24 protein-coding genes and 1 pseudogene are annotated in these 25,323 nt (G+C 55.1%); 5 read left to right on the top strand and 20 right to left on the bottom strand.

Annotation, left to right across the window (positions count from 1 at the left end; all coding sequences use genetic code 11):
- Positions 1-50: 50 nt before the first annotated feature.
- The 14 genes and pseudogenes from V3W39_RS01145 to V3W39_RS01080 form a co-directional block, all read right to left on the bottom strand.
- Positions 51-1,241: an STY4528 family pathogenicity island replication protein gene (locus tag V3W39_RS01145; RefSeq protein ID WP_330212029.1), complete on the bottom strand. Its 1,191-nt coding sequence runs from the start codon at positions 1,239-1,241 to the stop codon at positions 51-53.
- Complete coding sequence (locus V3W39_RS01140) at positions 1,238-1,786, bottom strand: DUF2857 domain-containing protein (RefSeq protein ID WP_330212028.1); 549 nt, start codon at positions 1,784-1,786, stop codon at positions 1,238-1,240. Before V3W39_RS01140 ends, V3W39_RS01145 begins: the two co-directional genes overlap by 4 nt.
- The gene (locus V3W39_RS01135; RefSeq protein WP_330212027.1) at positions 1,783-3,369 is read right to left on the bottom strand and encodes a ParB family protein; all 1,587 of its coding nucleotides are present in this window, start codon (positions 3,367-3,369) and stop codon (positions 1,783-1,785) included. Before V3W39_RS01135 ends, V3W39_RS01140 begins: the two co-directional genes overlap by 4 nt.
- A gap of 15 nt (positions 3,370-3,384) precedes the next feature.
- On the bottom strand, positions 3,385-3,594 hold the full coding sequence (locus tag V3W39_RS01130) for a hypothetical protein (RefSeq protein ID WP_330212026.1): 210 nt from the start codon (positions 3,592-3,594) through the stop codon (positions 3,385-3,387).
- An 84-nt stretch (positions 3,595-3,678) separates the two neighbouring features.
- A complete protein-coding gene (locus V3W39_RS01125) occupies positions 3,679-4,521 on the bottom strand; it encodes a ParA family protein (RefSeq protein ID WP_330212025.1) in 843 nt (280 codons plus the stop codon).
- 4 nt (positions 4,522-4,525) lie between these two features.
- A complete protein-coding gene (locus tag V3W39_RS01120) occupies positions 4,526-4,756 on the bottom strand; it encodes an AlpA family phage regulatory protein (RefSeq protein WP_330212024.1) in 231 nt (76 codons plus the stop codon).
- A gap of 110 nt (positions 4,757-4,866) precedes the next feature.
- Complete coding sequence (locus V3W39_RS01115) at positions 4,867-5,622, bottom strand: hypothetical protein (protein ID WP_330212023.1); 756 nt, start codon at positions 5,620-5,622, stop codon at positions 4,867-4,869.
- 526 nt (positions 5,623-6,148) lie between these two features.
- A pseudogene (locus tag V3W39_RS01110) lies at positions 6,149-6,424 on the bottom strand (helix-turn-helix domain-containing protein); the annotation flags it as partial.
- A 124-nt stretch (positions 6,425-6,548) separates the two neighbouring features.
- Complete coding sequence (dmpG, locus tag V3W39_RS01105; RefSeq protein WP_330212022.1) at positions 6,549-7,568, bottom strand: 4-hydroxy-2-oxovalerate aldolase; 1,020 nt, start codon at positions 7,566-7,568, stop codon at positions 6,549-6,551.
- 10 nt (positions 7,569-7,578) lie between these two features.
- The gene (locus tag V3W39_RS01100; RefSeq protein WP_330212021.1) at positions 7,579-8,514 is read right to left on the bottom strand and encodes an acetaldehyde dehydrogenase (acetylating); all 936 of its coding nucleotides are present in this window, start codon (positions 8,512-8,514) and stop codon (positions 7,579-7,581) included.
- Between the two features lie 32 nt (positions 8,515-8,546).
- Positions 8,547-9,341 carry a 2-keto-4-pentenoate hydratase gene (gene mhpD / locus V3W39_RS01095; protein WP_330212020.1) on the bottom strand — a complete coding sequence of 265 codons (795 nt, stop codon included), beginning with the start codon at positions 9,339-9,341 and terminating at the stop codon, positions 8,547-8,549.
- A gap of 14 nt (positions 9,342-9,355) precedes the next feature.
- Positions 9,356-10,219, bottom strand: a complete 864-nt coding sequence (locus V3W39_RS01090) for an alpha/beta fold hydrolase (protein WP_330212019.1) — start codon at positions 10,217-10,219, stop codon at positions 9,356-9,358.
- A 15-nt stretch (positions 10,220-10,234) separates the two neighbouring features.
- Positions 10,235-11,188, bottom strand: coding sequence for a 3-carboxyethylcatechol 2,3-dioxygenase (mhpB, locus tag V3W39_RS01085; RefSeq protein ID WP_330212018.1), 954 nt, complete (start codon positions 11,186-11,188; stop codon positions 10,235-10,237).
- A gap of 1 nt (position 11,189) precedes the next feature.
- The gene (locus tag V3W39_RS01080) at positions 11,190-12,848 is read right to left on the bottom strand and encodes a bifunctional 3-(3-hydroxy-phenyl)propionate/3-hydroxycinnamic acid hydroxylase (protein ID WP_330212017.1); all 1,659 of its coding nucleotides are present in this window, start codon (positions 12,846-12,848) and stop codon (positions 11,190-11,192) included.
- 134 nt (positions 12,849-12,982) lie between these two features.
- On the opposite strand from V3W39_RS01080, the gene V3W39_RS01075 reads away from it, so the two are divergent.
- A complete protein-coding gene (locus V3W39_RS01075; RefSeq protein ID WP_330212016.1) occupies positions 12,983-13,777 on the top strand; it encodes a DNA-binding transcriptional regulator in 795 nt (264 codons plus the stop codon).
- A gap of 170 nt (positions 13,778-13,947) precedes the next feature.
- Here V3W39_RS01075 and V3W39_RS33700 read toward each other — a convergent pair whose 3' ends face one another.
- Complete coding sequence (locus V3W39_RS33700; protein ID WP_442968386.1) at positions 13,948-14,211, bottom strand: transposase; 264 nt, start codon at positions 14,209-14,211, stop codon at positions 13,948-13,950.
- A 1,246-nt stretch (positions 14,212-15,457) separates the two neighbouring features.
- Between V3W39_RS33700 and V3W39_RS01065 the strand changes: the two genes are divergently transcribed.
- The 3 genes from V3W39_RS01065 to V3W39_RS01055 all read left to right on the top strand — a co-directional run bounded on the left by V3W39_RS01065 (position 15,458) and on the right by V3W39_RS01055 (position 19,113).
- Entirely contained in the window at positions 15,458-16,375 is a 918-nt protein-coding gene (locus V3W39_RS01065; RefSeq protein WP_330212015.1) for a polysaccharide deacetylase family protein, read from the top strand.
- A gap of 55 nt (positions 16,376-16,430) precedes the next feature.
- Positions 16,431-17,054, top strand: a complete 624-nt coding sequence (locus V3W39_RS01060) for a VOC family protein (protein ID WP_330212014.1) — start codon at positions 16,431-16,433, stop codon at positions 17,052-17,054.
- Between the two features lie 622 nt (positions 17,055-17,676).
- On the top strand, positions 17,677-19,113 hold the full coding sequence (locus V3W39_RS01055) for a carbohydrate porin (protein WP_330212013.1): 1,437 nt from the start codon (positions 17,677-17,679) through the stop codon (positions 19,111-19,113).
- 564 nt (positions 19,114-19,677) lie between these two features.
- Here the strand turns inward: V3W39_RS01055 and V3W39_RS01050 are convergent.
- Together V3W39_RS01050 and V3W39_RS01045 are read right to left on the bottom strand one after the other, a co-directional pair.
- The gene (locus tag V3W39_RS01050; protein ID WP_330212012.1) at positions 19,678-20,166 is read right to left on the bottom strand and encodes a cupin domain-containing protein; all 489 of its coding nucleotides are present in this window, start codon (positions 20,164-20,166) and stop codon (positions 19,678-19,680) included.
- A 427-nt stretch (positions 20,167-20,593) separates the two neighbouring features.
- The gene (locus tag V3W39_RS01045) at positions 20,594-21,319 is read right to left on the bottom strand and encodes a TetR/AcrR family transcriptional regulator (protein ID WP_330212011.1); all 726 of its coding nucleotides are present in this window, start codon (positions 21,317-21,319) and stop codon (positions 20,594-20,596) included.
- A 315-nt stretch (positions 21,320-21,634) separates the two neighbouring features.
- On the opposite strand from V3W39_RS01045, the gene V3W39_RS01040 reads away from it, so the two are divergent.
- Positions 21,635-22,300, top strand: a complete 666-nt coding sequence (locus V3W39_RS01040) for a glutathione S-transferase family protein (protein ID WP_330212010.1) — start codon at positions 21,635-21,637, stop codon at positions 22,298-22,300.
- Positions 22,301-22,409: 109 nt separating this feature from the next.
- On the opposite strand, the gene V3W39_RS01035 is transcribed toward V3W39_RS01040, so the two are convergent.
- From V3W39_RS01035 to V3W39_RS01025, 3 genes are all read right to left on the bottom strand, one after another.
- Positions 22,410-23,429, bottom strand: a complete 1,020-nt coding sequence (locus tag V3W39_RS01035) for a 2-hydroxyacid dehydrogenase (RefSeq protein ID WP_330212009.1) — start codon at positions 23,427-23,429, stop codon at positions 22,410-22,412.
- Positions 23,430-23,431: 2 nt separating this feature from the next.
- Entirely contained in the window at positions 23,432-24,556 is a 1,125-nt protein-coding gene (locus tag V3W39_RS01030) for a M24 family metallopeptidase (RefSeq protein WP_330212008.1), read from the bottom strand.
- Between the two features lie 115 nt (positions 24,557-24,671).
- Complete coding sequence (locus V3W39_RS01025) at positions 24,672-25,292, bottom strand: NADPH-dependent FMN reductase (RefSeq protein WP_330212007.1); 621 nt, start codon at positions 25,290-25,292, stop codon at positions 24,672-24,674.
- Between the last annotated feature and the right edge of the window lie 31 nt (positions 25,293-25,323).

Raw genomic sequence — 25,323 nt, 5'->3', positions numbered from 1 at the left:
ATGTGTTCGTAGAGTGGAACACCATGGATTTGATGCCAGTGGCATCAAATCTACTGACGTCCACCGCGTTTGCCTCGCAGTTGGCGCAGCTCATTCAGGCACGCTTGGGCGAGGGCGGATGCGGGTTCGCCCTGTTTTCGAATGGGGCGCGAGGGAGTTGGTGCCGGCGGCTCTGCAATGGGTGACGGTTTGGCCTGACCTGCCCAAGGATGAAAGTCACCTTTCAGCGCACGCTGGATCAGACCCATCAGATACGCCGCTGGCTTGCGGATTCCACCGGCCACACAGCGTGCCTCCGCTTCGTTGAGCACCGCCTGCCGATCCACTGGTTTGAGCTTGTTCAGCGCGACGGCGACGGCCTGACGCTCGTTTGGACTCAGGTGCAGCGCAGCGGGCCAGCGCGGGTTATCCAACGCTGGGGTCGCGCGCGGTACTGTACAAATACTTTCTTTTAATACAGTACAGTCGGCGTTCGGATTCCGAACGGTGCCGGAAAGACTGGCGTTCAGACTCGGTTCGGAATCCGAACGAGGGCTTGCACGATTCCGAACTAGGGCATTTTCTCCCGGTTCGGAATCGTGTAAAGCGTCATCGGTTGCTTGATCCAATCCTTGCTGCGTCCAGTGCTCGCCCCAGCTGTCGAGCCGCGTCGGTAGTCGACCCTGATCGATATCCGTGTCTTGGCGGATTTCTTCCCAAATGTGCTTTGCGACAATACGCACAGACTTGGTGTTATGACTGAGGCAATGTCCGACCAGTTCTAGGTAGTCTTGATCCAGCTCCATGGCTTCGGCGGGGGTTAACGGCTCATCGTGCAGAACGTACAGAGAACCTTGAAGACGCCCGCTGAGCTGATCGCGTCCGCGACTCACCAAGCTGAGCCAGCGCGTGAGCCTGAGCATGGTCAAGACGCGAGCAATGGTTTCACGGGAGGCGGACGCCCCGTAGGGCACGCTTGATAGGTAAGGCTGCAAATCCTCATAACGCGGTGTGACCACGCCCTGGTCTTGCAGCATGAGCCGAAACACTTGCCAGGCATTACGCTCCAACGGCGTTAACCGAAAATCCAACAGCAGCCGACGAGGCACGACTTCGTGAGCTTGGCCACTGAACAGAAAGCCTGCCTGCAAAGTTTGGTTGGAAGGTTGTTCGGTGGTCGGGCGTGCGGGCCAGCGTTCACTCAGCTGCTGGGCGCATTGCTGCAGGACTCGCTGCCAGCGGCTGGAAGGGGCACTGTTCATGTTTCGGAGCTGTACTGGTCAATCTGCTGCCAGACGATGGTCAAGCTGATCTGCTGTTCTTCGGCCAGCATCATCATGGCATCGAGCTGATCCTCGGTACCGTGCTGCGTGCGTAATTGGCACCATCGCTGCCAGAGCGCATGTTCCTGCGCTTCGCTCAAATGCAGAGGGCGGCCCTTTCGGGTTTCTATCTTGAGCAGACGTCGGCGCAGGGCGGTTTCCGAATGCGCCAAGCCGAAGCACTGATACATGATGGTGCTGCTGGCACCGAGCTTGAGCGCCCGGTTGATCAATCGCTCGTTCTGCTCGTCGCGTTCGGTTTGCTCAATCAACCGGTGCAGCACCGGCGAGTCAATCTTGACCTCAACCCAGGGGACGGTGGCATGGGCCAGGCGCGACAGCGTGGTTGGCGGTAAGGATTGCAACAGGTAGATGTCGTCTTCACTCAGTCCGAGTGCCTTACAGCGTTGCAGATTACCTAGGCGCAGCTCATGCAGTACCTGAGTCAGCATGGCCTGGTTGAGCACATTGAAGGACAGGTTCATGGCAACTCCTTCGGTGAGTCGTCTTCAGGGGTAAGCGTTAAGTCGATCAGACGCCGGGCCAGGCGGATCAGGCGATACAGTTTGATTAACAGGCTGTCGGGCAGTCGTTCCAGTCCCATATCCACGGCGGGACGATCTGTCAGCGGAAGTTGATAGACCCCCAACAACAGCTGGCCGAACAGGGCTGAGGGCAGTTGCTTGCGATCCTCCCAGTTCACCTCGTCTTGAGCGCGCAACAGGGCCAGGAGTAGCAGGTTAACACCGGTCGCGCTAGGTGTCGCAAGATCTACCCGCTCCATATCTAGGGCAAAACCCAAGCCAAGCTGTTGATCGATGATGCTCTCGGGATGTCCGGCATAGGCTGCCATTTCCCGCGCCAGCCCGGCGATGGCTGAACGCAGTTGTTCGGGGCTGTCCAGTGTGGGTGCGATGGTCCAGATGTCTTCGATCGCGCAGGCCTCTACTCTCGGTGCTGCTTCGATTGAAATCTCGCGATCGATCTGTTCGCGAATCTGTTGAACACGCGACGGAGGGCTGACCGCTGATACGTCATTCGTTTCTGGCGGTGTGAGCAGTTCCTCTCGCGCTGTTTCGGTCTGGGCCCTGGTCTCAGTTGATTGGGGACGGGACTCGGAGGGTGGAGGTTCGGCCGCGGCTTTATTGACTCTCGGCAGATGGCTGTTCTCGGAGGGCGTGGTGACGACAGGGCCTGACGTCGAGATGACCTGTTGGGTGTCACTCAGCTCTAGGGCCAACATACGGTAGGACTGTCTGAGTAAGCGGCTCATGCGTTCGAGCAGTTCATCCTGGATTTGCTCAAGATCGAAGGACTCAGGGTCGGCATCGAAGTAACCCAGGGTTTCGAGCCAAAACTCGGTAAACGCAACGATGTCTGTTGGATAACGGTTCCAGGTTCGTTCTGCCTGGCTACGCAGAGCGATCAGGCGTTCGACCTGGGGCTTGCCCAATCCGGCATACAGGGTTTGTGGAATGGCGGGTAGTAGGTGTTCAAGGGTGTCCAGCATCCGGCTGATGTGGGACTGCGAAATTGGATAGCCTCCTGCGGCAAGGCGTCGTGCCAGCTCACGTTGTGAGAGCACCGCTCCCTCTGCTTCGAGCATGGTTTTGAGCTTGGCTACCGCCAGAGCCCGTTCGATGAAGGTGAGTTGGCCGTGCAGATCGCTTTCAGCCAGATGGCCGAGTAGGGCGGTGATTTCATTGCTCCAAGGTCGGAACAGGCAATGAATCCGAAAGAAGCGTTCGTCGCGGGTTTCCTGCCACAGCTCGCCGAGAATCGCCAAGCGCGTATTGCCGCCGTTGCGGATGATGAAATAAGTTTCTCCCGAGCGGCGGGTAATCGGCGGTGGTTGATCCAGCCCGCGTTCCCGGATCGAGGCCTTGATATCGTCATACAGCGGATTACGGATGAAGCGCGGGTTGTGTTCGTAGGGCCGTAACTGCTCCAGCGTGACCAGCATAGGCGTGTCAGTAAGTGGATCGGACAACTGCCCCAGTTCAGGCCCTCGAGGGAAGTGCTCCTGGTTCAGCTTGTCGGTGATCTGCCCCTGACTGAGCTTCTTCATTGGTAACAACCTCAGTTAACGCCGGTTACGCAAATGGTCACCGACCTCGAACTTGACGATCTCGGCAGTGCCCGAACCTTCGAAGTGTTGGGAAAGTTCTGTGAGGAACCACCCCATGGCCGAGCGCCCACCCTGCAAGCGAAAGACCACGGTGCAGTACTCCTCGCAAGGTGGGTGGTGGAGGCGAATGGATGGTTGAACGATGATGGGCAGTTGATCCAACATCAAAAGACTCCTTGCCAAAAACTGTTGGCTACAAGATCGAACAAACCCAATGACTGGGTGAGAAATGCCAGTTGGTGATTCCTCTCATTGAACCTCCGCGCATCTGCTCACCGTAGAGATCGCTTCGCGCCATTCGGGAAATAACTCAATGGCCAGCGCTTGCATGGTTTCCATCGCGGATGGCGAGCGTCGTTCACGTGAGCGATGCGTCTCGATTCGGTGGACTGGTAGGCCAAGGGAGGCGGCATTGAGATAAGCCACTCGGTCTGGAACTACGGTGTCTAGAACTGAGATGGTGTTATCCCCAGCGAAGGTCTCGCGCAGGCCACGGATGATCATCCGTGTGTCCACTCGAATGGTATTCGCCTGGTTCAGTAGCAATCGCAAAGGGGGCGGTGGAATGCCCAGGTGACGGAACGGCTCGAGTTCACTCATCAGCCTCAAGGTACCGCGGCGCAGTTCGCGGGCGGCGAGCATTTCCGGGGTGATGGGAGAGAGGGCGAGATCGGAGGCGAGGATGGCCATCTCCAACAGCACACTACGGGCGCCCTGAGTGTCGATCAAAAGCAGGTCATAGTTGAGACGGAAATTGTCGAGTAAATGGCGCAGTCGTAAGCGTCCATCAGGGGCATGCAGCAGCAAGGTGCTCAGTCGGCCTTGATCGTCGTTGGAGAGGATCAGATCGAGTCCTGTGATCACTGCCCTGGAAATAATCTGGGTAGGCGTTGTTAGGTTGAGTGCGATGAGCTCGTACGCACCTGCATCAGCCTTCTGGCTCAAGGCGTAGTAGCTGGAAAGGGTGGGTTGGCTATCCAGATCGAGCAGCAGAACGCGTAGACCAGCATCTGCCAGCAGACCACCCAGGTTGGCGGCTACTGTGGTTTTGCCTACCCCACCTTTGGTGGAAACCACCGATACCACTCGCATGGCATCAGGCCTGCTGGCCCAGGCGCTCAACGATCCACCGTTCGATCTCCAGCGAGTCCCAGCCGACTGCACGCAATCCAATGCGTTTAGCCTGTGGGAATTTACCTTCCTTCATCAGGTTATAGAGGTGCGCACGCTTGAAGCCGGTTTTGCGCTCCACCTCGTCACGCCGCATGATGTGTCGTTCGACCTGAGGTTGAGGTGCTTCAACGATGGATGAAGATTGGCTGGACATGCTGGTCACTCCTGGCGCCGGTTGGCGCATGGTGGGAAGGTGACCTGAATTGAATAGCAGAAATGGGGGAGAGTCATTGCATTGCAATCGTACCCATTGCAGTGCAATCCTCACCTTTTAGCCTGGGCAAGGCTACGTCTGCCAGCCGCAAATTTTTCGTCCAGCGAGCGCTTGCTCAGTCCTGTAACCCCGCTGTAATGTGCAGTTATAGAGTCGACAATGGAAGATTGACTATTGAATACTGAGTGAGGCTTACCCGATGGGGAGCTCCCTAAAATGAGTTCAAGCAATGCCCCGATGATTTTCAGGTAGCCGATTTCACTTCGGTCACTGAGTTTACTATTAGCCTGGACCAATTGATGGATATTTTCCCTTTCTATTCCTATTGCCTCAAGTTCATTGATTAGTTGCTGATAAGACGCTTCTATTTTTTTAATTTGCAATTGCAGGGAATCTCGATCAGCTTGTAATGCCAAGTATGTGCCAATACTGATAATTCCTTGTTGTTTGTGGGGCTGTTCGAAAAGAAAATTTGGTCGCTGGTCAGGGTAGTAGCGTGCCATCCAAAGTCTGAGTTCAGTATGGCGCACGGTTAGCTGGCTGCTATCGACGGGAGTGCCAATGGCAACCGGAACGCCGAAGCAGCCATAGGCGAGCTCACCATGGAGGATAGCGTCGAAAATTTTTTCGGTATTTGCATAGAGACACGGCCATTGGGGAAAGTTTCTCAACAGCAGCGCAGGGTCGTCCGATGCAGACTCAAGTATTTGGGTTTCATGATCCATGAGATTGCACCAGCGTATAGCAGCTTCAATGGGGCGATAAAAAACCTTCGCTAAAGCGTTGCAGCTATTGGGTTCGTACATAGAAGCAGCCTCATATTTGAGGGGCAGATCCGCTAAGTACGTCTAGTGGCCTATACTACCTGGGCTTCCGTGCTGCGACTGTCCCTTGACTTAAATTGGTGTGCCTTAAGTTGTGATGAATGTTCAAGTCTGCATCTCTGGTATTCGGATTTTTACACATGGTTAGTTTTAGGAGGAATGTCCGTTCTGTGATGCTCCTCTCCATAATCTATTTGTCGCTACACTTTAAAATAACTTACTCTGTGGTGCGGTAACTGACTTTGTTTGTTCGGAATTCGTGTTCCGTTAGCCAAGTAATTGAAATGGTTGGAGACTCCGTCGGTGAATGGTGATCATGTTTCCGTTCACCGTTTTCGCGACAGTACTTTGCTCTTGCGCAGCCAAAGCAAGGTGTTGGTTCATTTCATTAATATCCTGAATGCTATTGCTGATTCGCGTCAGAAACTCGCCAACTTGCCGTGAGGCGCCCACCGAATCTTTCAGAGCATTTTGGCAACCATCCATGGCATCTCGTGCCTGGTGCTCAGATGTATTCGCTGATGCTGCAACCGAGTTCATCCAGGAACGCGCGATGCAAGCTGTGTACCGAGTACTGCTCGGCATTGGCGATACGTTCGATCGTCAGCTCCCTATCGGCCAAATGCCGCTCGATGTGCGCCTTGAGGCGGTTCTGCTTGAAGACGCGGAAGTTGTGTTCGAGTTGCTTTTCTTCCTGTTTGTTCTTCAGAACGTCATCCCAAAGGCTCACGATACTATCGCCGATCAGTCCGGCCGAGTTGTTGCGGAGTAAGGGATATTGGCTTTCCACCGCATATGCGGCGGATTAACAGGTTTAGCGTTATGGTGGTACCCGTTTTATTTTGTAATGTGCAAAACAGGTTCTGCTCACCTCTACAGTGGGCGGCCAGCCGGTATATTGCACACTGTCAGCGTTTAAGTAGGTCCAGCGCCACATCGACGATCATGTCTTCCTGGCCACCAACCATTCGGCGTTTGCCCAGTTCGACGAGGATGTCTAGGGTCTTGAGGCCGTACTTGGCCGCGGCGATTTCGGCGTGGCGCAGGAAGCTTGAGTAGACGCCGGCATAACCCAGCGCGAGCGTCTCGCGGTCGACTCGAACCGGACGATCCTGCAGCGGACGAACGATGTCATCGGCGGCGTCCATCAGCGTGTAAAGGTCGGTTCCGTGGTTCCAGCCCAGTCGCTCGGCCGCGGCGATGAACACTTCCAGTGGTGCGTTACCGGCCCCGGCACCCATGCCGGCGAGGCTGGCGTCGATACGGTCGCAACCTTCCTCGACGGCGGTGATGGAGTTGGCCACACCAAGGCTCAGGTTGTGGTGAGCGTGCATGCCAGTTTCGGTTTCCGGTTTGAGTAGAGCTTTGAAAGCACGGAAGCGGTCGCGGATGTCCTGCATGTTCATTGCCCCACCGGAGTCGGCCATGTACACGCAGGTCGCGCCGTAGCTTTCCATCCGCTTGGCTTGTAGCGCCAGATGCTCGGCCGGGATCATGTGGCTCATCATCAAAAAGCCGACGGTGTCCATGCCCAGTTCACGGGCGTATTCGATGTGTTGTTTCGAGACATCCGCTTCGGTGCAATGGGTGGCGATGCGCACCACCCGGGCACCGGCGTTGTAAGCCGCTTTCAGGTCATGCACGGTGCCGATGCCAGGCAGCAATAAAGTGGTGATCTTGGCGTGGCTGATCACATCGGCCGCGGCTTCGATCCACTCCAGATCGGTGTGCGCCGCAAAGCCATAGTTGAAGCTTGAACCTTGCAGACCGTCACCGTGAGCGACTTCGATCGAGTCGACCTTGGCCTTATCCAGCGCTCGAGCAATGTCTTGCACGTTCTGGATCGAATACTGATGACGAATGGCATGGCTGCCGTCACGCAGGGTCACGTCGGAGATGTAGATTTTTTTGCCGGGGTTGAAAGTCATGTCGGTCTCCTCAGACGTTCAGCATCGACTGCGCCATGCGCTCGGCGGTGGCCAAGGCAGCGGAGGTCATGATGTCGAGATTGCCGGCGTAAGCCGGCAGGTAATGGGCGGCGCCTTCGACTTCGAGGAACACCGAGGTCTTCAGGCCAGAAAATTTTCCAAAGCCTGGAATGTTCAATGGTGCGTCTTCAGGGATGACGTCGAACTGCACTTTTTGCTTCAGGCGATAGCCCGGCACATAAGCCTGTACGGCGGCTGCCATCTCCACTATAGAGGCTTCGACCAGCGCCTGATCGGCGGCTTCGGACAGCACAAACACCGTGTCGCGCATCATCAACGGCGGTTCGGCCGGATTCATCACGATGATCGCCTTGCCCTTGGCCGCAAGGCCGATCACTTCGATAGCCTTGGAGGTGGTTTCTGTGAATTCGTCGATGTTGGCACGGGTGCCAGGACCCGCGGACTTACTGGCGATCGAGGCGACGATTTCGGCGTAATGCACCTTGGTCACTCGCGATACGGCCGCGACCATGGGGATGGTTGCCTGGCCACCGCAAGTGACCATGTTGACGTTGAGCTGATCGAGGTTTTGCTCGAGGTTGACCACCGGCACACAGTACGGGCCGATGGCGGCGGGTGTCAGATCGATCAGGCGGATGCCGGGTTTGATCGAGCGCAGGAAGGCGTCGTTCTTCACATGGGCGCCCGCCGAGGTGGCATCGAAGACGAACACGATGTCCTTGAAGACGTCCATGCGGGTCAGGCCTTCAACGCCTTCATGGGTGGTATCCACACCGAGGCGTTGTGCACGCGCCAGACCGTCGGAGGCCGGGTCGATGCCGACCATGACTGCCATTTGTAGATGCTTGGCGTTACGTAGGATCTTGATCATCAGGTCGGTGCCGATGTTGCCGGAGCCGACGATGGCGACTTTGAGTTTGTTCATTGTTATGACCTCTATTGCACGCAAGTTGCCGATCAATCGGTAGTGAACTCCACACCCACCCGACCGATGCCTTCGATCTCGGCTTCGAAACGGTCACCGGCGGCTACCGCCACCATCGGTCCGAGTGCGCCGGTGAGAATGATGTCGCCCGCCCGCAGCGGATCGCCCAAGCGAGCCATGGTGCAAGCCAGCCAGACGGCCGCATTGAGTGGATGACCAAGGCATTCGGCGCCACTGCCGCTGGAGACCTCTTCACCATTGCGGGTCATGCGCATACTGGCCTGGCGCAGTTCAAGTCCATCGATACGTCGAGCCGGGCCACCCAATACGAAGCAACCACTGGAGGCGTTGTCCGCAACGGTATCGACGAAGCGGATGTTCCAGTCCTGGACCCGACTGCCCACGATTTCCAGTGCCGGGACGACCCAGCCGGTGGCCGCCATCACGTCGGTGAAAGTGGTGTCGGCGCGGGGCAGATCGCGTTCTAGGATCAAGGCGATTTCCGCCTCGATCTTCGGTTGCAGTACGCGACCTACCGGCACGCTTTCGTTATCGCCGTAGCACATATCGGCGAACAGGGTGCCGAAGTCCGGCTGATTGACGCCCAGTTGCTGTTGCACCTTGGGGTTGGTCAGGCCGATCTTGCGTCCGACCACGCGCCGCCCGCTGGCCACGCCGTGGGCGACGTTGAGCCGTTGAATGGTGTAAGCCGCCTCGGCGTTGTCTTCGCCGATCTCTTCGCGCAGTGGTGCAATGGCCTCGTTGCGGGCTTCGGCCTGACGCAGATCCGCAGCGAGTTGTTCCAACGTGTTTTGAATAGGGTTCATGTTGGCCTCGGTGATCAGTGGGTCAGGAAGTCCAGGACCATGCGGTTGAACGTCTCGGCGTGTTCCCACTGGGCCCAGTGACCGCAGCGGTTGAATACGTGCAGCTGTGCGTCGGGCAGGCCGGCCAGCAGGCGCAGACCGGTGTCCATGGGCACGAAGCGGTCTTCGCGGCCCCAGACGATCAGGGTCCGGGCCTTGATTTCGTGCAGGCGGTGGCTGAAATCCGGAAATTGTTTGGGGTTGAGGGTGCTGCTCTTGACGAAGTTTTCCAGGTGATCGCGGCGCGCGAGGATGTTGTCCAGGCGGGTCTGGAACAGTTCGTCGGTCATGCTGCTGGCATCGAAAACGAAGACGTTCATCATCTTCTTCAGGTTTTCGATGGTCGGCTCGCGGTACAGCGCGCCAATCAGCTTGATCCCTTCGGTAGGCTGCGGGACGAAGGCGCTAGGGCCACCAGTGCCGCCGCCCATCAAGACCAGTTTGCCGATGCGCTCCGGGTAGGCGAGGGCAAACGCTACAGTGCTGTGGCCGCCCATGGAGTTGCCGATGATGTGCACGCGGTCCAGATCCAGCACATCGACCAAACCCTTGAGGGCCTGGGCGTTGAGGTCCGAGCGCGAGCCGTCACAAACGATCGGGTCGCTTTTGCTCCAGCCTGGGCAGTCCATGAGGATTACGCGGTAACCGGCGTTCACCAGCGGTTCGATGTTGCGGTGAAAGTTGGCCCAACCGCTTGCACCGGGTCCGGACCCGTGGAGCATGACCACGGTGTCGGCACCTTGACCCACGTCGTTGTAATGCAGTTGCAGGTCTAGTTCACCTTCCTTGATACGGGCAAAACGGCTGGTGGACGCTTCGGTGAATGCAGTGGCAGTCATGACAGTTCCTCGGATTCAGTGGTTGTTGTTCAGCGGCTGGGCGCCAAGGGCGGCGAAGCCTGCGATCCATTCGGGAATCGGACGGTAGTAGCGGCCCTCGGTCTGATAGGGGCCGAAAGCGGACAGTGCAGCAAAGGCAGCGACCCAGGTTTTCACTTCGTGGGTGGACTTGCCGGCCAATGCCGACAGCTCGTCATTGCCCAGCGCATCGAGGTCGCTCAGTCGACCCTGTTCGAGGGTGTCAAGAAACTGCCGGTCCCACGTAGGGTTGAGCGGGTGCAGGCTGTGTTGGTCTTCAACGAAGTCCAGGGCTGCCTGAATGACACGCTGCTGACGCGCCTGGCGTTCATCGGCAGGCAAGTTGCGGCCGCTGCCCATCAGGCGATCGGCCATGCGCGCATCGACCCGCGCCAGTTCCGGAACCGGAGGCTGGTGGGATAAACCGCCTGAGGCCAGAAACAGCACGCGCTTGTTCAGCGTCAGCGCCCACCGGCCGATCGCTTCACCGAGCAGGCGCGCACGCTTGAAACCGGGCAAAGGCACGGCCACTGAGTTGATGAACACCGGAATCACCGGGCAGCTTTGCAAACCGCCAAGCAACAATTCCAGCGGCTGGGCGAACGCGTGATCGACCTGCATACGATAGGAAACGGCAGCGTCGACACCCGCATTGAGGACCGCCTGCGCGCAGGATTCGGCCAGCGCTTTGGGCACGTCCAAGGGACCGGCGGCCGTATCGAAGTCGCCGATGGCTTGGGCTGCCATGCCGATGCAGAAGGCCGGCATTACGTCGTAGAAAAAACCGTTGTAGTGGTCGGGGCCGAAGAGCACGATCAGCTCCGGATCTAAGCGGGCGATGCGCTCACGGGCGTCGGCGATCATGCCGTCGACTTCGGCCAGCACGTCAGGCGTGGGGTCGACGTAACCCACCAGCGGCGTGTGGGACAAGCAGTGCAGATAGGCGCTCATCTCAGGCCACCTTGCTGGCAATGATCGCCGCGGCAGGTTGCGGCAATGCCTTGATGGCCAGGGCCAATTGATCGCAGATTTGGCTGACGGTTTGTGGAATGGCCAGCCCGGCAAGGAAGCGGTCCGGGCGCACCAGGGCTATGGACGCCGAACCACGGGCGAACCATTCCTTGAGACGGCCGGTGCTGTCGCCGATGCGAATCACACCTTGGCTAACGTCACTGGCGGCTTCGAGCTGAACGTCTGGCAACACCTGGATAAAGCGTGTGCCCAGAGCTTGCCATTGTTCTATCTGTGCAGCCGTCAGGCCCCAGGTCGGGTCGCAGCCCCAGGCGATGATCGCGAAGTGCTCGCCGATCACTTCATCCAGCAATACCGTATCGCCTGCTTCGGTCAGTACCCGAGGCTGAATGAACATCTTGCCCACGGGGGAGCGTCTTTCGCTGGGTAAGATCAAGGCGCCTTGGGTGTATTGCGGCATCGGTTTGAAGCGCATCTCCACGAAGTAGCGTTTGACGGGCGGTAGGTAGTTGAGCGCCCACGACACGCCATCACGCAAGACGCCTTGCCAGCGTTTGGGTGGTGCCAACACATGGCCGGCCATCACCGATAGGTCGATCATCGCCTTGGCGTGATCACGGCGTTCCAATTCATAGCTGTCGAGCAAGCTGTCGGCCGCCAGGCCTTTGATGACCAGCGACAGCTTCCAGGCTAGGTTAGAGGCGTCGCGCATGCCGCTGTTGTAACCTTGACCCTGCCATACGGGCATGATGTGCGCCGCATCGCCAGCCAGTAGAACCCGGCCCTCACGGAATCGACCGGCCAGGCGGGCGTTGTGGGTATAGACGCGGCTACGGATTAATTCGATGTTGTCCGGATTCGGCAGAACTTTTGCCAGCAGTTTGCGCATGTTCTCGGGCTTGCTTAGCTCGGCTTCGGTTTCGCCGGGCATGACCATGAATTCGAAGCGACGTACGGCGTGGGGCAGGGCGGCGGAAACGTAAGGGCGCACAGGGTCGCAGCAAAGGTAAACATGGGGGGTGCTCAATGGGTCGTTGGCAATGTCTACGACGATCCACTGATTCGGCGCTGTCTTGCCCTCGAAACTGATGTTCAGGCTGCGTCGCACAAGGCTGTTACCGCCGTCGCAACCAATCAGATACCGGGCATGCAAGCGTTCGCTGCGGCCGTTCTGATCCTTGAGGTTGAGCACCACAGCGCTGTCGCTTTGTTCAAAGCTGTCGAGCTCACGGCTGAACAGAACCTTGACGTTGGCAAAACGCTGCAAGCCTTCGAACAGCACACGGTCGGCCAGGGGCTGGATGAAAGCATTGCGCCGCGACCAACCGAACTCATCGGTCTTGGGCTGTATGTCGGCAAAGCAGCGACCCTTGGATGTCAGGAAACGCATGGCGTGCCAGGGCGTGGTATGCGGCAGGACACTTTCGGCCAGACCGACAGCCTGGAAAGTACGCAGGCTTTCATCGTCCAGACCAATGGCGCGGGGATAATCGATCAGGCTGTCGAGCTTTTCCACAACGGTGACGCTCACGCCACATTGGCCCAGGTAATTGGCAATCATCAAACCGACAGGGCCGGCACCGACAATGGCGACGTCGGTAGTCAGGTCCAAAGCGGAGGAAGTGGGTGCGGAATTCATGGTCATCTCCGTACAGCGCTTTTGAGTTTATTGTTAGTCGCAGTATGGAAATCACATGGCTGTTCGACAACGACAAACCTTGTTAGGGTGCACTAGATGCACGTGGTTGATTTAAGACAATAAAGGGTCTATCCATGAGCGAGACCGAATACAAAGCCGTGCGGGGTCTGATGCGCGGTCTGACACTGATCAATGCCTTGAACCGCTTCGACGGCGGCGCCAGTACCGCGCAACTGGCAGAGCAGAGTGGCTTGCATCGCACCACCGTGCGCAGGCTATTGGAGACGTTGCAGTCTGAAGGTTATGTACGGCGTAGTGAGTCGGATGACAGTTATCGATTGACGTTAAAAGTGCGCGAGCTGAGTGAGGGATTTCGCGATGAACAATGGATCTCTTCCATTGCAGCCCCCTTACTCGGTGAGTTGCTGCAGCAGGTCGCGTGGCCCACCGACCTGTGCACGCTGGACGGCGACGCCATGGTCATTCGCGAAACTACCCACCGCTTCAGTCGGCTGTCGTTCCATCGCTCGATGGTGGGCCGGCGGTTGCCGTTACTGATGACGGCGACGGGGAGGGCATACTTCGCCTTTTGCCCAGTCGCCGAGCGTGAGGAATTGATCGAAATCATGGTCAGTCGGGACGACGAGCAATCGGTGCTGGCCCGAGACCAGCGCTTTATCGAGAGATTGGTCGAGCATACCTTGAACAAAGGCTATGGGGAGAACCACGCTCATTGGGGGCAGGAACGAAAAATTGCCGCAATTGCCGCGCCGATCCTGCATGAGCAGCGAGTAATGGGTTGTTTGAATCTGGTGTACATCGCTAAGGCGATGCCCATCGAAGAAGCGGTTCGCCGCTATCTGGGGGCCATACAAGGGTTAGTAGGTAAGATCGAGGCCGGTTTGGTATCGGGCGCTAGCCGTTATTGACAATCTCCTAGTAGCCTGTCTGACTTGAACTCATGAGAGGGGTATCAATAGCGAAGACAAGCAATTTGCCTCGCTATTTACGTATTTACGTATTTACGTATTTACGTATTTACGTATTTACAGTCATTTATGTCCTGCGCTTCCTGGGTGCGATCTGATTTAGTCCATTCTTACCCGTCTTGGACGGATTTTTGGCGCATAGCGGCCATGCGATTCAAATTCCAGTCCAGACAGACCAGGCTCCATTCCCCGCCCACCTCTTCCTTGACCCTTAGCAGAGACTGACGAAAACCCATCACTGATTTGATGATGCTGAAGACCGGCTCCAACGTCTGTTTGCGTACGGCATAGAGATGGCGTCCCGCTAAGTCGTGAGCTTGTGCGACATGCGTTGCTGGGCCTTGGCATCGAGCGGCTTCGGTTCCGCGAAGCATGCCCGCCAGCCGGAGCGGTGGTCTTCGCGCGCCACCACCAGGTAGGGTTCGAGTTCGGCGCACTTCGCAGGTGGCGATGTTGCTTTCGCGGCTGTCGCCTCAGTCCCCGAGTAGCGCCTACACCTGACCTAACGAGGCCGATAGCGCCATGAGTTCCACTCAACTTGTTGCTTGTCGTTGCCTTCTTGAGTGAGGCTCTGCGCCACTATGAGTAGCGTGCAGGTATCCACCTCAGCACCGTTCAAAGCCTCCGCCGGACACCCGCATGAGGCGCCAGTCTTCGTCGGTGAGGTTAATTTGGTCGTGCGCCGTAGGCCCTTCCACTGGTGCGTTGGGCGGCTTACCGCCGGGTTTCTTGCCGGTTTTGGCCGTACTCCTCGCGCGTTGGCCTAGTTTCCTGATAGATGGGCTGATCCTGGTCGAAGCGCGCATCTTGATCCTGGCCTTAGCCGCAGCCATGGCGACCAATCGATCTTGCCGGCGTTTTATCTCGCCCATTAGATCGATGCCAACGAAGAGTCCTGTCTGATCGGCAGCTTTCTACTAGCTCCAGCACCTGAAGGAAGATGTCGGCCAACTCGTCGAGGAAACGTCGGCGAACGTTGGGAAGGGTGTCGTGATCGGGGGGGCTGTCGGTTGCGAGATAGCGAAAGGCGAGCGAAGTAGTACGTAGCACGCTCAATCTTGCGGCTCAAAAAGTGCCGATCGCCTAGTCATAGACCAGCAGACTGAGCAGCACCTCGGTGTGACAGACGGCGCTGCCGTGTCCGCCACAAAGCCGGGCGCGCGTGCTTAGGTCGAGCCGTTCGACGGCTTCGAGAATGAAACGGGCGAGGTGATCTTCTGGCAGCCAGTCACTAGCGATGGTGAGAGCAGGTAGTCAGTCCTGCGGTTGATCAGGCAAAAGCGGTTCGTTCGGTGGTCATCGGCTGGACTGTGCCCGGATTATCCTGGATTACGGCGATTAAGACCAACAGGCTGTTAGGGGGATCTCATCCAGACTTAACTCGTTGAATATGAAAGTGACTCTAGCCCGATGGCACTACGCCGACCCGACATTGCGAGAGCGCTTGAAACAGGACAACCGCGAAAGCATTCGAGACGACTGAAGCTTGCTTCAGTGACACGCCATAAAAAACATATACTAAATATGGACGAACACCATTTTTTGTATGATTATCTTTGTAGAATTGCAGGGATGAGTGGACAAGTGGACATCTGTGGCGCTGTGTGAAGCTGAACGCCAATGGTCGAACTGAAAACGGCTCAAGCTTGCGAAGTCACCTCGGGACGATTCTGTTTGAATAGCGATACACCTGTCACGTTGAGAGAGAGCACGATTATGTCTGACATTTTTTTTCCAAAGCAGGGTTGGGGACCAGACGGCAAACGTTGCGCATTGTCCATCACGTTCGACAACTTCGGGGAGGCTGCCGACCTCGAATTGGGATCTTGGGACGGCGCACCTTTAGGCCGTCATTACACTGCTGCCTGGTTACCGACCTTGATAGATGCCTTAGGTGAGATCCGCGCTACCTATTTCGTAGAGGCGATGAATGCGGAGCTCTATCCTGATGCATTGCGGTTATGGCAAAACAACGGTCATGAAATCGGTATCCACGGCTGGCGCCATGAAAATTGGGCCAAGTGTGATTCGAGCCGTCGGATTACTCTTTTGCGGCAGTCAATGGAAGCCTTGCGCGCTATTGGGATTCATCCCAAAGGCTTTCGACCGCCTGGTGGAGCTATTCCCCCAGAGGCTTGGGATGAGTTTCAGAGCGTTGGACTTGAATACTGCTCCAATAGCGGGTCTGCGGGCATAAGACCAGTGGGTCATCTGCTTTCTTTACCGTTCGAATGGCAAGGGGTTGATGTCTACATGTTAGAGGACATCGTCGCGTTTCTGCGTCGTCAGCAGGGCGATTCGGAGCAGGCCTATACGCTCGGTCAATGGCAGGAACACCTGGACCACACCCTGGAGCGGGTGCTGGAGGAGGGCGGACAGCGTACGTTGATTTTTCATCCACACTTTCTGGCCCACAGTGCCGAAAAACTTGATGTGCTAAAGCGTTTGCTTGATCGCGTGCGAGAAGATTCGAATATCTGGGTAGCCCCAACCTATGAGGTTGCCAGTTTTGCTGCGCAACAACTGCGGATCTCTTAACTAAACCAATTGACAGCTCCAACGACCAACAAATCTAAAAAAATAGGAGTCAACCATGTCTCTCGAACACGACCAACTGGCAGGTATCGTAAACCTCGTAGCACCACCTCAGGCTTTTGAAATGGCCGAGAGGCGCAGGGCGAATACACGTATCAAGCGCTTGCATCACCACGCCTTCTTTACAAAAGACGTAGAAGCTACGCGTCACTTCTATGAAGATATACTAGAGCTCAAGATGGTGCTGGCCTTGGTGGACGAGGGTGATTTGCACCCCAACGATCCTACACCGACCCCGTTTTTGCATATCTTCTTCGAAATGGGCGATGGGAGCATGATTGCTTTCTTTGAAGCCGTGCCTATTCACAGCAAGCGGCCATTCCCGGAGCTGACGATTTTCGACCACCATTTCTCGGTCAAGGTCGACGATTCAGAGGCGATCGCATACATCAAAGATCGCCTGGAAAAAGCCGGCTATAAAACTTTTGAAATGGATCATGGTTTTTGTCATTCACTGTACGTAGAAGATCCCAACGGTTTGCACCTAGAGTTCTCTTGCAACACTCGGGAGTACGAAGATTACTTCGCACGAGCCGAGACAGTCAGTCACGACCTGGTCCGCATGTATCTGGCCAATCGTGCGCGAGATCGCGATGTCGAAGCGCAAAGCGAGAGTGCATGAGTCCACGGAAAAGCAACTAGGCTTTCCGGTAGCCGTATTGCTCTCAGGGTTCTCTGTGCGCCGAGAGCAGTACGACTCTAGGAATTGATCGCCAGCCATCGTGGCGATGTCATCGGCCCCACCATTACATCAACAGTGAGCAACTAGTCGGGCGACTACAGCATCATAATTTTCGATACCATGGACGTGGCTCATTGGGCAGAGTTGGCGCAAATAATGAGACGAAACCCCAAATGAGATCTTGTAAATTATTGGCCGACTTACAGTCATTGATGCCGACTTCCTAATGACCATTACCGCCAAGGCAACGTTTAATTTTCGGAGGGTGCGGTGGGGGAAGTAAAAGCCGGTTATATATATTCCAGGTAATAGGATGCTGTTGCCATCAACTAATTGCCTGTAAAGTTTTACATAAGTTCCTCAAAATCTGTTCGTTTGGGTAAATGTATGTCGCGTGATCATGTATGAGGTTAATCTTTATTCGAAGGGTTGGCGTGATTGATTTGGTTGTGGCGAGATACGTTGTCGATTTAATTTGAGCCGGCTGTAAAAGATAATCGCAGGTTAACGGGAAATCGATAGCCAAAAAATGCACTCACAATAAAAATAATGAGGTGTGAAGATGGATACCAAACAGCTCTTTGGGCTGATCGGCGTGGCGTGCTTATCCCTGCAGATTCATGCAGAAAACATTGATGCCTCGGTCCAGTCGGCGTCACAAATAAAAAAGGAAGATGCTACAAAGGTGGAGGCACCTATGCGGTTGGCTGCGAAAAAGATGCTTGAGGACCAAGGTAACTGGCTCAATGATCGAGGGATCAGCCCAAGCTTTAGCATCACGCAGTTCGCTCTGGAAAATCCCAGCGCAGGTCGGGACAAGGGCCAATATTCGGGAGTGACAATATTCTCGCTGGGTGGACACCTGGATATGTCGAAAATAGCGGGCATACCGGGAGGCACCATCCACTTCGATCAGTGGTATGCGCCGTTTGTGAATAATCCGGATTATCCTCTACTGGGAGGCACAGGTATCGTAGCGGGTGGGTCAACGCCTTATCTTCCTCGGGTTAGTCACTTAGTAAAATTTACCTATGAGCAAAAACTTCTAGATGACACGTTGACGCTGGAGGCCGGAAAAAGCAACGCGGGCGATTATTTCGGCTTGCCGGTTTGTAATAATATATTGGGCTGCGTCAATACGCTTTTGCAATATGGGGGAATCAATGCACCTGCCTATTCGAACTGGGGCGCGCGCGTAGCTTACAACTACAACTCTCGGTTTCGTGCCCAGTTGGGTGCCTGGCGTTATTATCCGCTAGCCCAGAACACCAATGGCTGGGAGTCTGCGAAAGACGGTTTGGGCGGTAAGGAAAGCACGATCTACTTAGCTAACCTTCTGTACCAAACGTCAATGAAGGAAGAAGCCTACCCCCAATCCTACGAGGTCATGTTGTTTAGAAATAATGGCACTCAGACCGATCCTTATTACACCGTTAATGGCGATTCTAAAGTCCTCAATCCCACGGTCCCGGTGCGGGAGCGCTCAAATGCGTCCGGTTTCTATGTAAGTGTCAAGAAAGCGATATGGCGCGAAGATGCTGAGAAGCTAGACATGACTATGCCAACCTCAGTGAGTCTTTATGGGAGTGTGGCGCACAACCTCAACGACAAAGTCGGTACGGGGCTTGCCACCCAAGTCAATGCTGGCGTACTTCTGTCTTCGCCGTTTCATAGCCGACCCCTTGACACCTATTCTTTAAACATGAACTGGGTGCAACTGACATCCCGTAAGCAAAAGTTTCTCGAAGATGCGCACGAGGTCTCGAACAGCGGTGGAAGTTACTCACCGGGTCGTAATGAATATTCGTTAGGCATCGATGCAAATTTTGTCTTGACCGACAGTCTCGTGGCGATGCCATTCATTTATAAAACGTGGGGTACTAGCGCCTATCTAGACCCGTTTGGACAGGGTAACCCGTCCAGCGGAATTTATATGGGGATTACGCTACACTTGCAGATCGACGAATTGCTAGGACTCAATCCTCAGCGTCGACGTTAAGCTCCAACTCATCGGCTGGGGGGAAGGTACTGACCTTCGCCCCTGAGTCTTTCACTTCAAGAGGTGCCCGCGAAACTAGATCTTATGGGCGAGAGCAAGTTTAGCGTTTATCTAAACCCTAAAACCATATCTCCGCTACATTCAGCAAAAGGCTGATTGTCCCCTATCGATAAGTATCTGCGTACTCACGATGGTTATCCTGCCCCGTCACTGGAGGACAGAACTCTCCGCGTGGTGATAGTTGGTGAGGGGAGAGAGCGATGCTAGTAATTGAATAGCTGGGCCGGCCACACTCTTGAATGATCTGTGCTTTGAAGGATTTGGAGTAGGGGCTGCGTGTTGGCTGCATGAAATATCCGCTTAAAGGGATAGACACGGTGCTCACTTAGATTTAAGTGCGCACCATGTCTTGGCTTTGCGGGGCTGGATAGATGACTTGGCCGGACGGATACAGATAGACCTCACTAAAGCACCATAATCAGGTACAGCGCATGTGCTAAAAATGCCCTATTGCGACGAAGCGTAACCGTCGCCAGGCTTTCAAGGCGACGATTGAAGGAACGACTAGTGGCTGATTGCTTTGGAAAGGTCAACATCAATTTCGGCCCACGGCGGGGTGCATGATACGGTGCCCATGTCCGCTGGCAAAGACAGCTCAAGTACATTAACTCCGCCAGGCTCCCCAAGTTCCGTATGTACCGTTCCCCCAGGAATCATGATTGAATCGCCCTGCGCAAGACGAACGACGTGTTCTGGCGTAAATGCGATATTGATTGCGCCACTCATCACATACAAAAACTGCATATCGCAATGGTGTAGGTGCCAACCTGTTGATTTCGTATCACCGCCGCCCTCGGATTGAATAACCTGAGCGCGCATTTCGCCGTGCGAGGCATCGGTGACACCCAACTCCCTGTATGTGACCCATGACCTGCGGCCAGGCACTAGTTTTGGCTGGCTCGCAAAGGAAACTACTACCTTTTTTTGACCTGCCGCTGCCGCCGGATTAATCATGATCTGTGGCGGCTCCAGTATTAGCATTCCGTCTTTCATTGTCAGCCTCCAGTAAAGATCTTTGTAGGGGCGCCTATGTGGGGGGGCGTTGCTCGACCGCAAGCCGAAAGCTTTGCCCCACGCTCAGCGCCAAGGGTTAAGGGGGAATAGCAGAGTTGACATAATGAGGTATATTTATAGGTTTTGTCCATAAATGATTCGTGTATGTTTATATTTTCTTAAAAGTTCGCTTCTGTGAGAAACAGGCGTGAATAAGGGGAGTCGCAGAGTTCTGCCGTATGGTGTGCAGCTCGCCTACCGACTAACGGTAGTTAGCATGTCTGGGGTATCGCGATGACAAGACTCGTGAGCGATAGCCGCGAGTTATTACCTGCGGCTACCGATTGGTCATAGGAGAGAAGGGCGGACATCGACGCTTTTGTAAGGTCGAAGTATTGATGCTGCAGAGATGCATTTGCACGGAGGATCAGGACGCGTTGGGGATCCCCGAAATATGTAACGCAAAAAGATCGCGTAGGTCACGCAAGCCCTGATCGGGAACGGGGTTGTCCTGGCTGAGCCAAACGCGCACGGATGCAAAATACAGGTAGTAGAACGATCTAGCCTGCAGCGTAAGGTGGCCGGACAGCTCATTGCTCGAGTCCGGTGCTAAGCCACCGATCATTTTTGCCAAATAAGCAATCATCTCTGTGCGGATTGCGTCGTTTTCCCGTGCATGCACGCTTTCCGTGCCGCTCAGCAATTGCCCGAGAACGATGCGATACAGGGGCGTCTCTTTGGCATACGCTTGATAAAACGGCTCAAAGAAAGCAACCATCTTGTTGGTCAGGGTCCTAGGTCGGCGGCTGTTTGTCCGGCCTTGCTCAATCAGAGGTGGTATGACCCGATTGAATATCAACAATACCAAGTCCCGCTTGTCACGCGCATACAAGGAAAGGGTGCCTAACGCGACGTCCGCCTCTTTGGCGATCTCCCTGAGCGTTGTTCGTTCGTACCCTTCACGCGAAAACAACAGATGCGTTGCATTGGAAATGCGCTCAAGCTTGTCGAGCTTGTGTCTTTCGCGACGACCCAGTACTTCTCCTCCTAAACGAGCCTGCGCGAGGAGCTGGTACAAATCCGGTTCTGAGCGGTCCAAATTTTTTTGCAGTGTCAAAAAAATTTCCTCTAAATCAATCTGAAGGAAGGTCACGGGATCAGACAGCTCTGATCAGGTCAGGTACATCTATCGCTTTGGAAAAGCGATCGAATGACGCCTGTCTGAATTATGATCTTTGTCCATAATTACTATTTGTACTTTAGATGTGTTGGATGCAATATACCACGGGGCGGAGATAGCAGCAATGTCGCTATCTTGCAGCTTCGTTGCCCGGAGCATGATCTGGAGAGTACCGAGCGCGTACTATTTCATTTGTTAAATCTGGGAGGTAACTCTTAACCGTTTGCATCTGCAGGCATTTACTGCGGCGGATGACGATCTCATCGACACGAAGCCAAAGGACGATCAATGACCATGCTGACGCTTTTCCATATGCCGGGTGCTTGCTCGCGTATATCTCTGAATGCGCTGGAGGAAATAGGTAAACCTTATCAGGATCACGGCGTCGCGCTTATGCGTGGCGAACAATACGGTCATGCTTATGTCGCGATGAACCCAAAGAGTAAGGTACCGATGTTGAAAGTAGGGGATGTATTCCTGACCGAGACGCCAGCTATCCTGCACTACCTTGCTAATACCTCGCCCGAAGCAAGACTGCTTCCCTGTTCTGATTCTATAGCGCAAGCGTTGAGTTTGGCGGACCTTTCGTGGTGCGCGAGTTCGTTGCACCCGATGGTCCATCGGATTTTCCGTCCAAGCGCCTACGCCGCAAATGATACGGCGCAAATCAAGGCTGACGCCCTTACGCAGTTTAGCGCGGCTGCCTGCCTCATCGAACAACGGGTTTGTGAAAACCGCTGGTGGTATGGGGATGCCTGGTCGATTGTAGATGTCAATCTATGTTGGCTATACAGTACAGCCGCCCAGTTTGGGTTTGAGTTGAACAATTACGCTGGATTAACTCGTCATCGTGAGCGCGTAGAACAACGCCCTTCGTTTCTGCGCGCTCTGGAGCGCGAAAGAGATGCAGTTCATCGCTTTGAATTACCGCTGCCTGCGGGGGTTATGCTCTAACTAGTGTGATGTGGACCGGCGATTGGCGACGGTTCCACATCCAGAGGTTGATCTCGTGCCAGAGCGCCACAGGTCTTTGCGCGTGTTCATGCTAACGGTAACGGTCCAACTAGCACTTATTCCATTTTTCGAGCCAAGCAGCAGATACCTCAGTGTTCTTCAAGTATCGAGGCACCTGGCCACGCAACATTCGTATGACGTTCTCATGCATAGCGGGTAGAAATTCTTCTCGAGCATCTTTGGTTTGACCAACCATGTGTGGTGTCAAAATGACGTTATCAAACGCCAGTAACGGACTGTCACGCGAAAGCGGCTCGGAAGCAAAGGTGTCTAATGCGGCACCTGCGATCCGCTTGTTTTCCAGCACCTCCTCTAACGCGGCTTCATCGATCGCTTCCCCTCTAGCAGTGTTTACAAGAAACGCAGAAGGTTTCATGAGGCTCAATTCATGGCGGCCAATTAGTTGGGTGCTTTGCGGTGTGATGCTTACTAGAACGAACACGACATCACTTTCGCGCATCAGTGTGTCAAGATCCACTGCCTTGACGCCAAAGGTTAAGCGATCCGGATTCAAGCGCGGGGAGTATGTAAGCATTGTTGTGCCAAAGGCGTAGAGCCGTGATGCCATTGCTTGTGCAATTCTACCGAAACCAACAAAGCCCACAGTCTTACCGAACAGTGCCGTCGCCTTCGGATAGTGTGGCTTTTTCAAACCTTCGCGCATTCGCCATTCAGAGTCACGCAAGTCATATAGAAGGTTAAGGGCAAGCATGATGGTTGCCTCTGCAATGCCGATGACGTTTCCTTGCGTGGCACCGTGGGCAATGGCGATATTGAGTTCATTGGCGGCAACTATGTCCACCGACTCTACGCCCGTCGTCGGGAAGCATAGTCCACGTAGGCGAGGAGAACTCGCCAGTAGATCGCGGTTACAGTCATGGCGTATAGTCATGACTGCGACGTCCACATTGCTCAGCAGTGCCAGGTCCTCGCTGCTGTAAGTTCTTCGACCTTCTGCATCGGATGGTCCGCGCACCACGTCGACACCATCTGATAGCAGCTTAGCCTCCAGAGCATCAAGCAACTGCCATTGGACGCTGTCGCTACAAATGAATACACGACTGTCCATAGTTAAACCACGAAAATAGTGTTAGAGGTCTTTAACATCGGTTCAGCCTTACCGTTGGTGATTAGAAAACTCAGGTTGACCGGGAAACCCCAAGCCTGCTCGGCATGCACGGTCGGGTGCACCGAAAACACCATATCTTTTTGAATAACCAGATTTTCGCCAGATGGCGTCGCAGCAGGTCGCTCGACGAGATCAAGGCCCTGTGCATGGCCTAACAATCGCTGCTCGGGTGGATAGCCCTTGCGAACCATGAACTCATCATTGACCCTCAGTAACTCACTGACTTGGATTCCCGGCCGCAACATGGAGACCAGAGTGCTCTGGATTTCCAGCACGTCAGCATGGGCTCGGGCGAGCGGGGCGGGAATTTCGCCGATGCACAACGTTGGCATTGCCTCGCTATAGTAGCCTTCGGAGTCGCTGCATTCGATCAGCATCGCGAACTGATCACCTTTTTCCATGACCCGGTCCTGCGGGCCTGCGTACTTGCAGGGTTGCCCTGGTGGGGCGGAGCCGGCCATGAACGTTTGAGACGCGCTGCCCTGTGTGCACATAAAACTGCGCACAACCTCGATAATCTGCTTAGGTGCCAAGCCTGGGCGAACATTAGCGCGAACTAATTCCACCGCTTGATCATGCAAGGCGGCTGCAGCTCGCATGTGAACCAACTCCTCATCGCTTTTGACCGCTTTGATCGCAGCAAGGCTGTCAGTGGCGTCGACGAAGTCAACGTCCGGCAATAATTTTAGGAAAGTCGCGTAGGTAGCGGCAGACAAGTAGCCCAGGCCGACGAAGCCGATTCTTTTAGGGGCGCAATCGCGTATTTGATCAATCAATGCTGCTGCATGAGTATTGGCCAACAGGTTAGGTTGCGCGCAGGTCGCAATATGGCGTACGCCCTCGGAATCATAAGGCCGATGGTGTACAGCATCGCCATGAGTTGCGAGTATAAGATCTCCCTTGACTGGGAAAGCCACTAGGGTGCCAGCAAGCCCAACACGTCCGGCTAGCCATTTGGCATAACCGAAAGGGTGGCCCAGTGTGCATACGATCCAGTCCAGACCATCTTCGCGCATTACTGCGCGCGTGAGCGACCAACGACGCTGCATCTCTTCTTTAGACATCATTTGATTCAAACTCCTGCTCTGCAGGTACAGAGCTTGGATAAAAAGCAGAGAGAATGTTCTGGCAGTTACGGCGCTGGACTAATGATGGAACAGGGCCGATCAATGCCGTTAACGTTCAGTTCGAAACGGCTTGCAGCAACTGGGGAGCGCTCAAGCGCAGATGAGCTAGTTCGGCAACTTGCTGACCAACGAGCTCAAGTTGTCGTGAGGCTGCGGCGTCGCTACAAGCGCCTTCGCGAAAGATGCCGCCGGACGTGTTGATCGCCGCGCCCAAGGGCGTTGGCCAGCCGCGCAAGGCGTGAACGATCGAGCGCAAAGTGGCTATAGTGCTTGTGGTCGCCTGCCAACCATAAGCCGTAGCAATGAGTCCTACGGGGATTCCGTCGAAATAGGCGCGCGAGTCTTTTGCAGTCTCTTCGACATAATCGATAGCGTTCTTGACTAGGCCTGAGATTGTGCCGTGATAGCCGGGGCTGGCCAAGATGATGCCGTCGGCATTGCGTATGGCCTCGATTAACTGCTGTCCAGCCGGGCATCCTACCGAAGCCGGTGTTAGGTAATGCGGTAATTGGGCAAGAAACTCACCTCCGAACAACTGAATTTTGGCCCCCGCCGATTGTGCTGCCTTGAGTGCCAGCTTGAGTGCTTGTTCGGTGGAAGACCCCGCGGTAGCTGTGCCGCCGACGCCGACAATAAATGGCCGCCTATCTACATCGTGTTGATTGTTGGTTTTCATGACCGTTTCTCGCTGGACAAACATGTGAGTG

The organism is Pseudomonas sp. Z18(2022) (genome assembly GCF_036346535.1).
In the GTDB taxonomy this organism is placed as follows: domain Bacteria; phylum Pseudomonadota; class Gammaproteobacteria; order Pseudomonadales; family Pseudomonadaceae; genus Aquipseudomonas; species Aquipseudomonas yamanorum_A.
The sequence above is the reverse complement of the archived record's forward strand: the minus strand, read 5'-3'. Positions and strand labels throughout refer to the sequence as shown.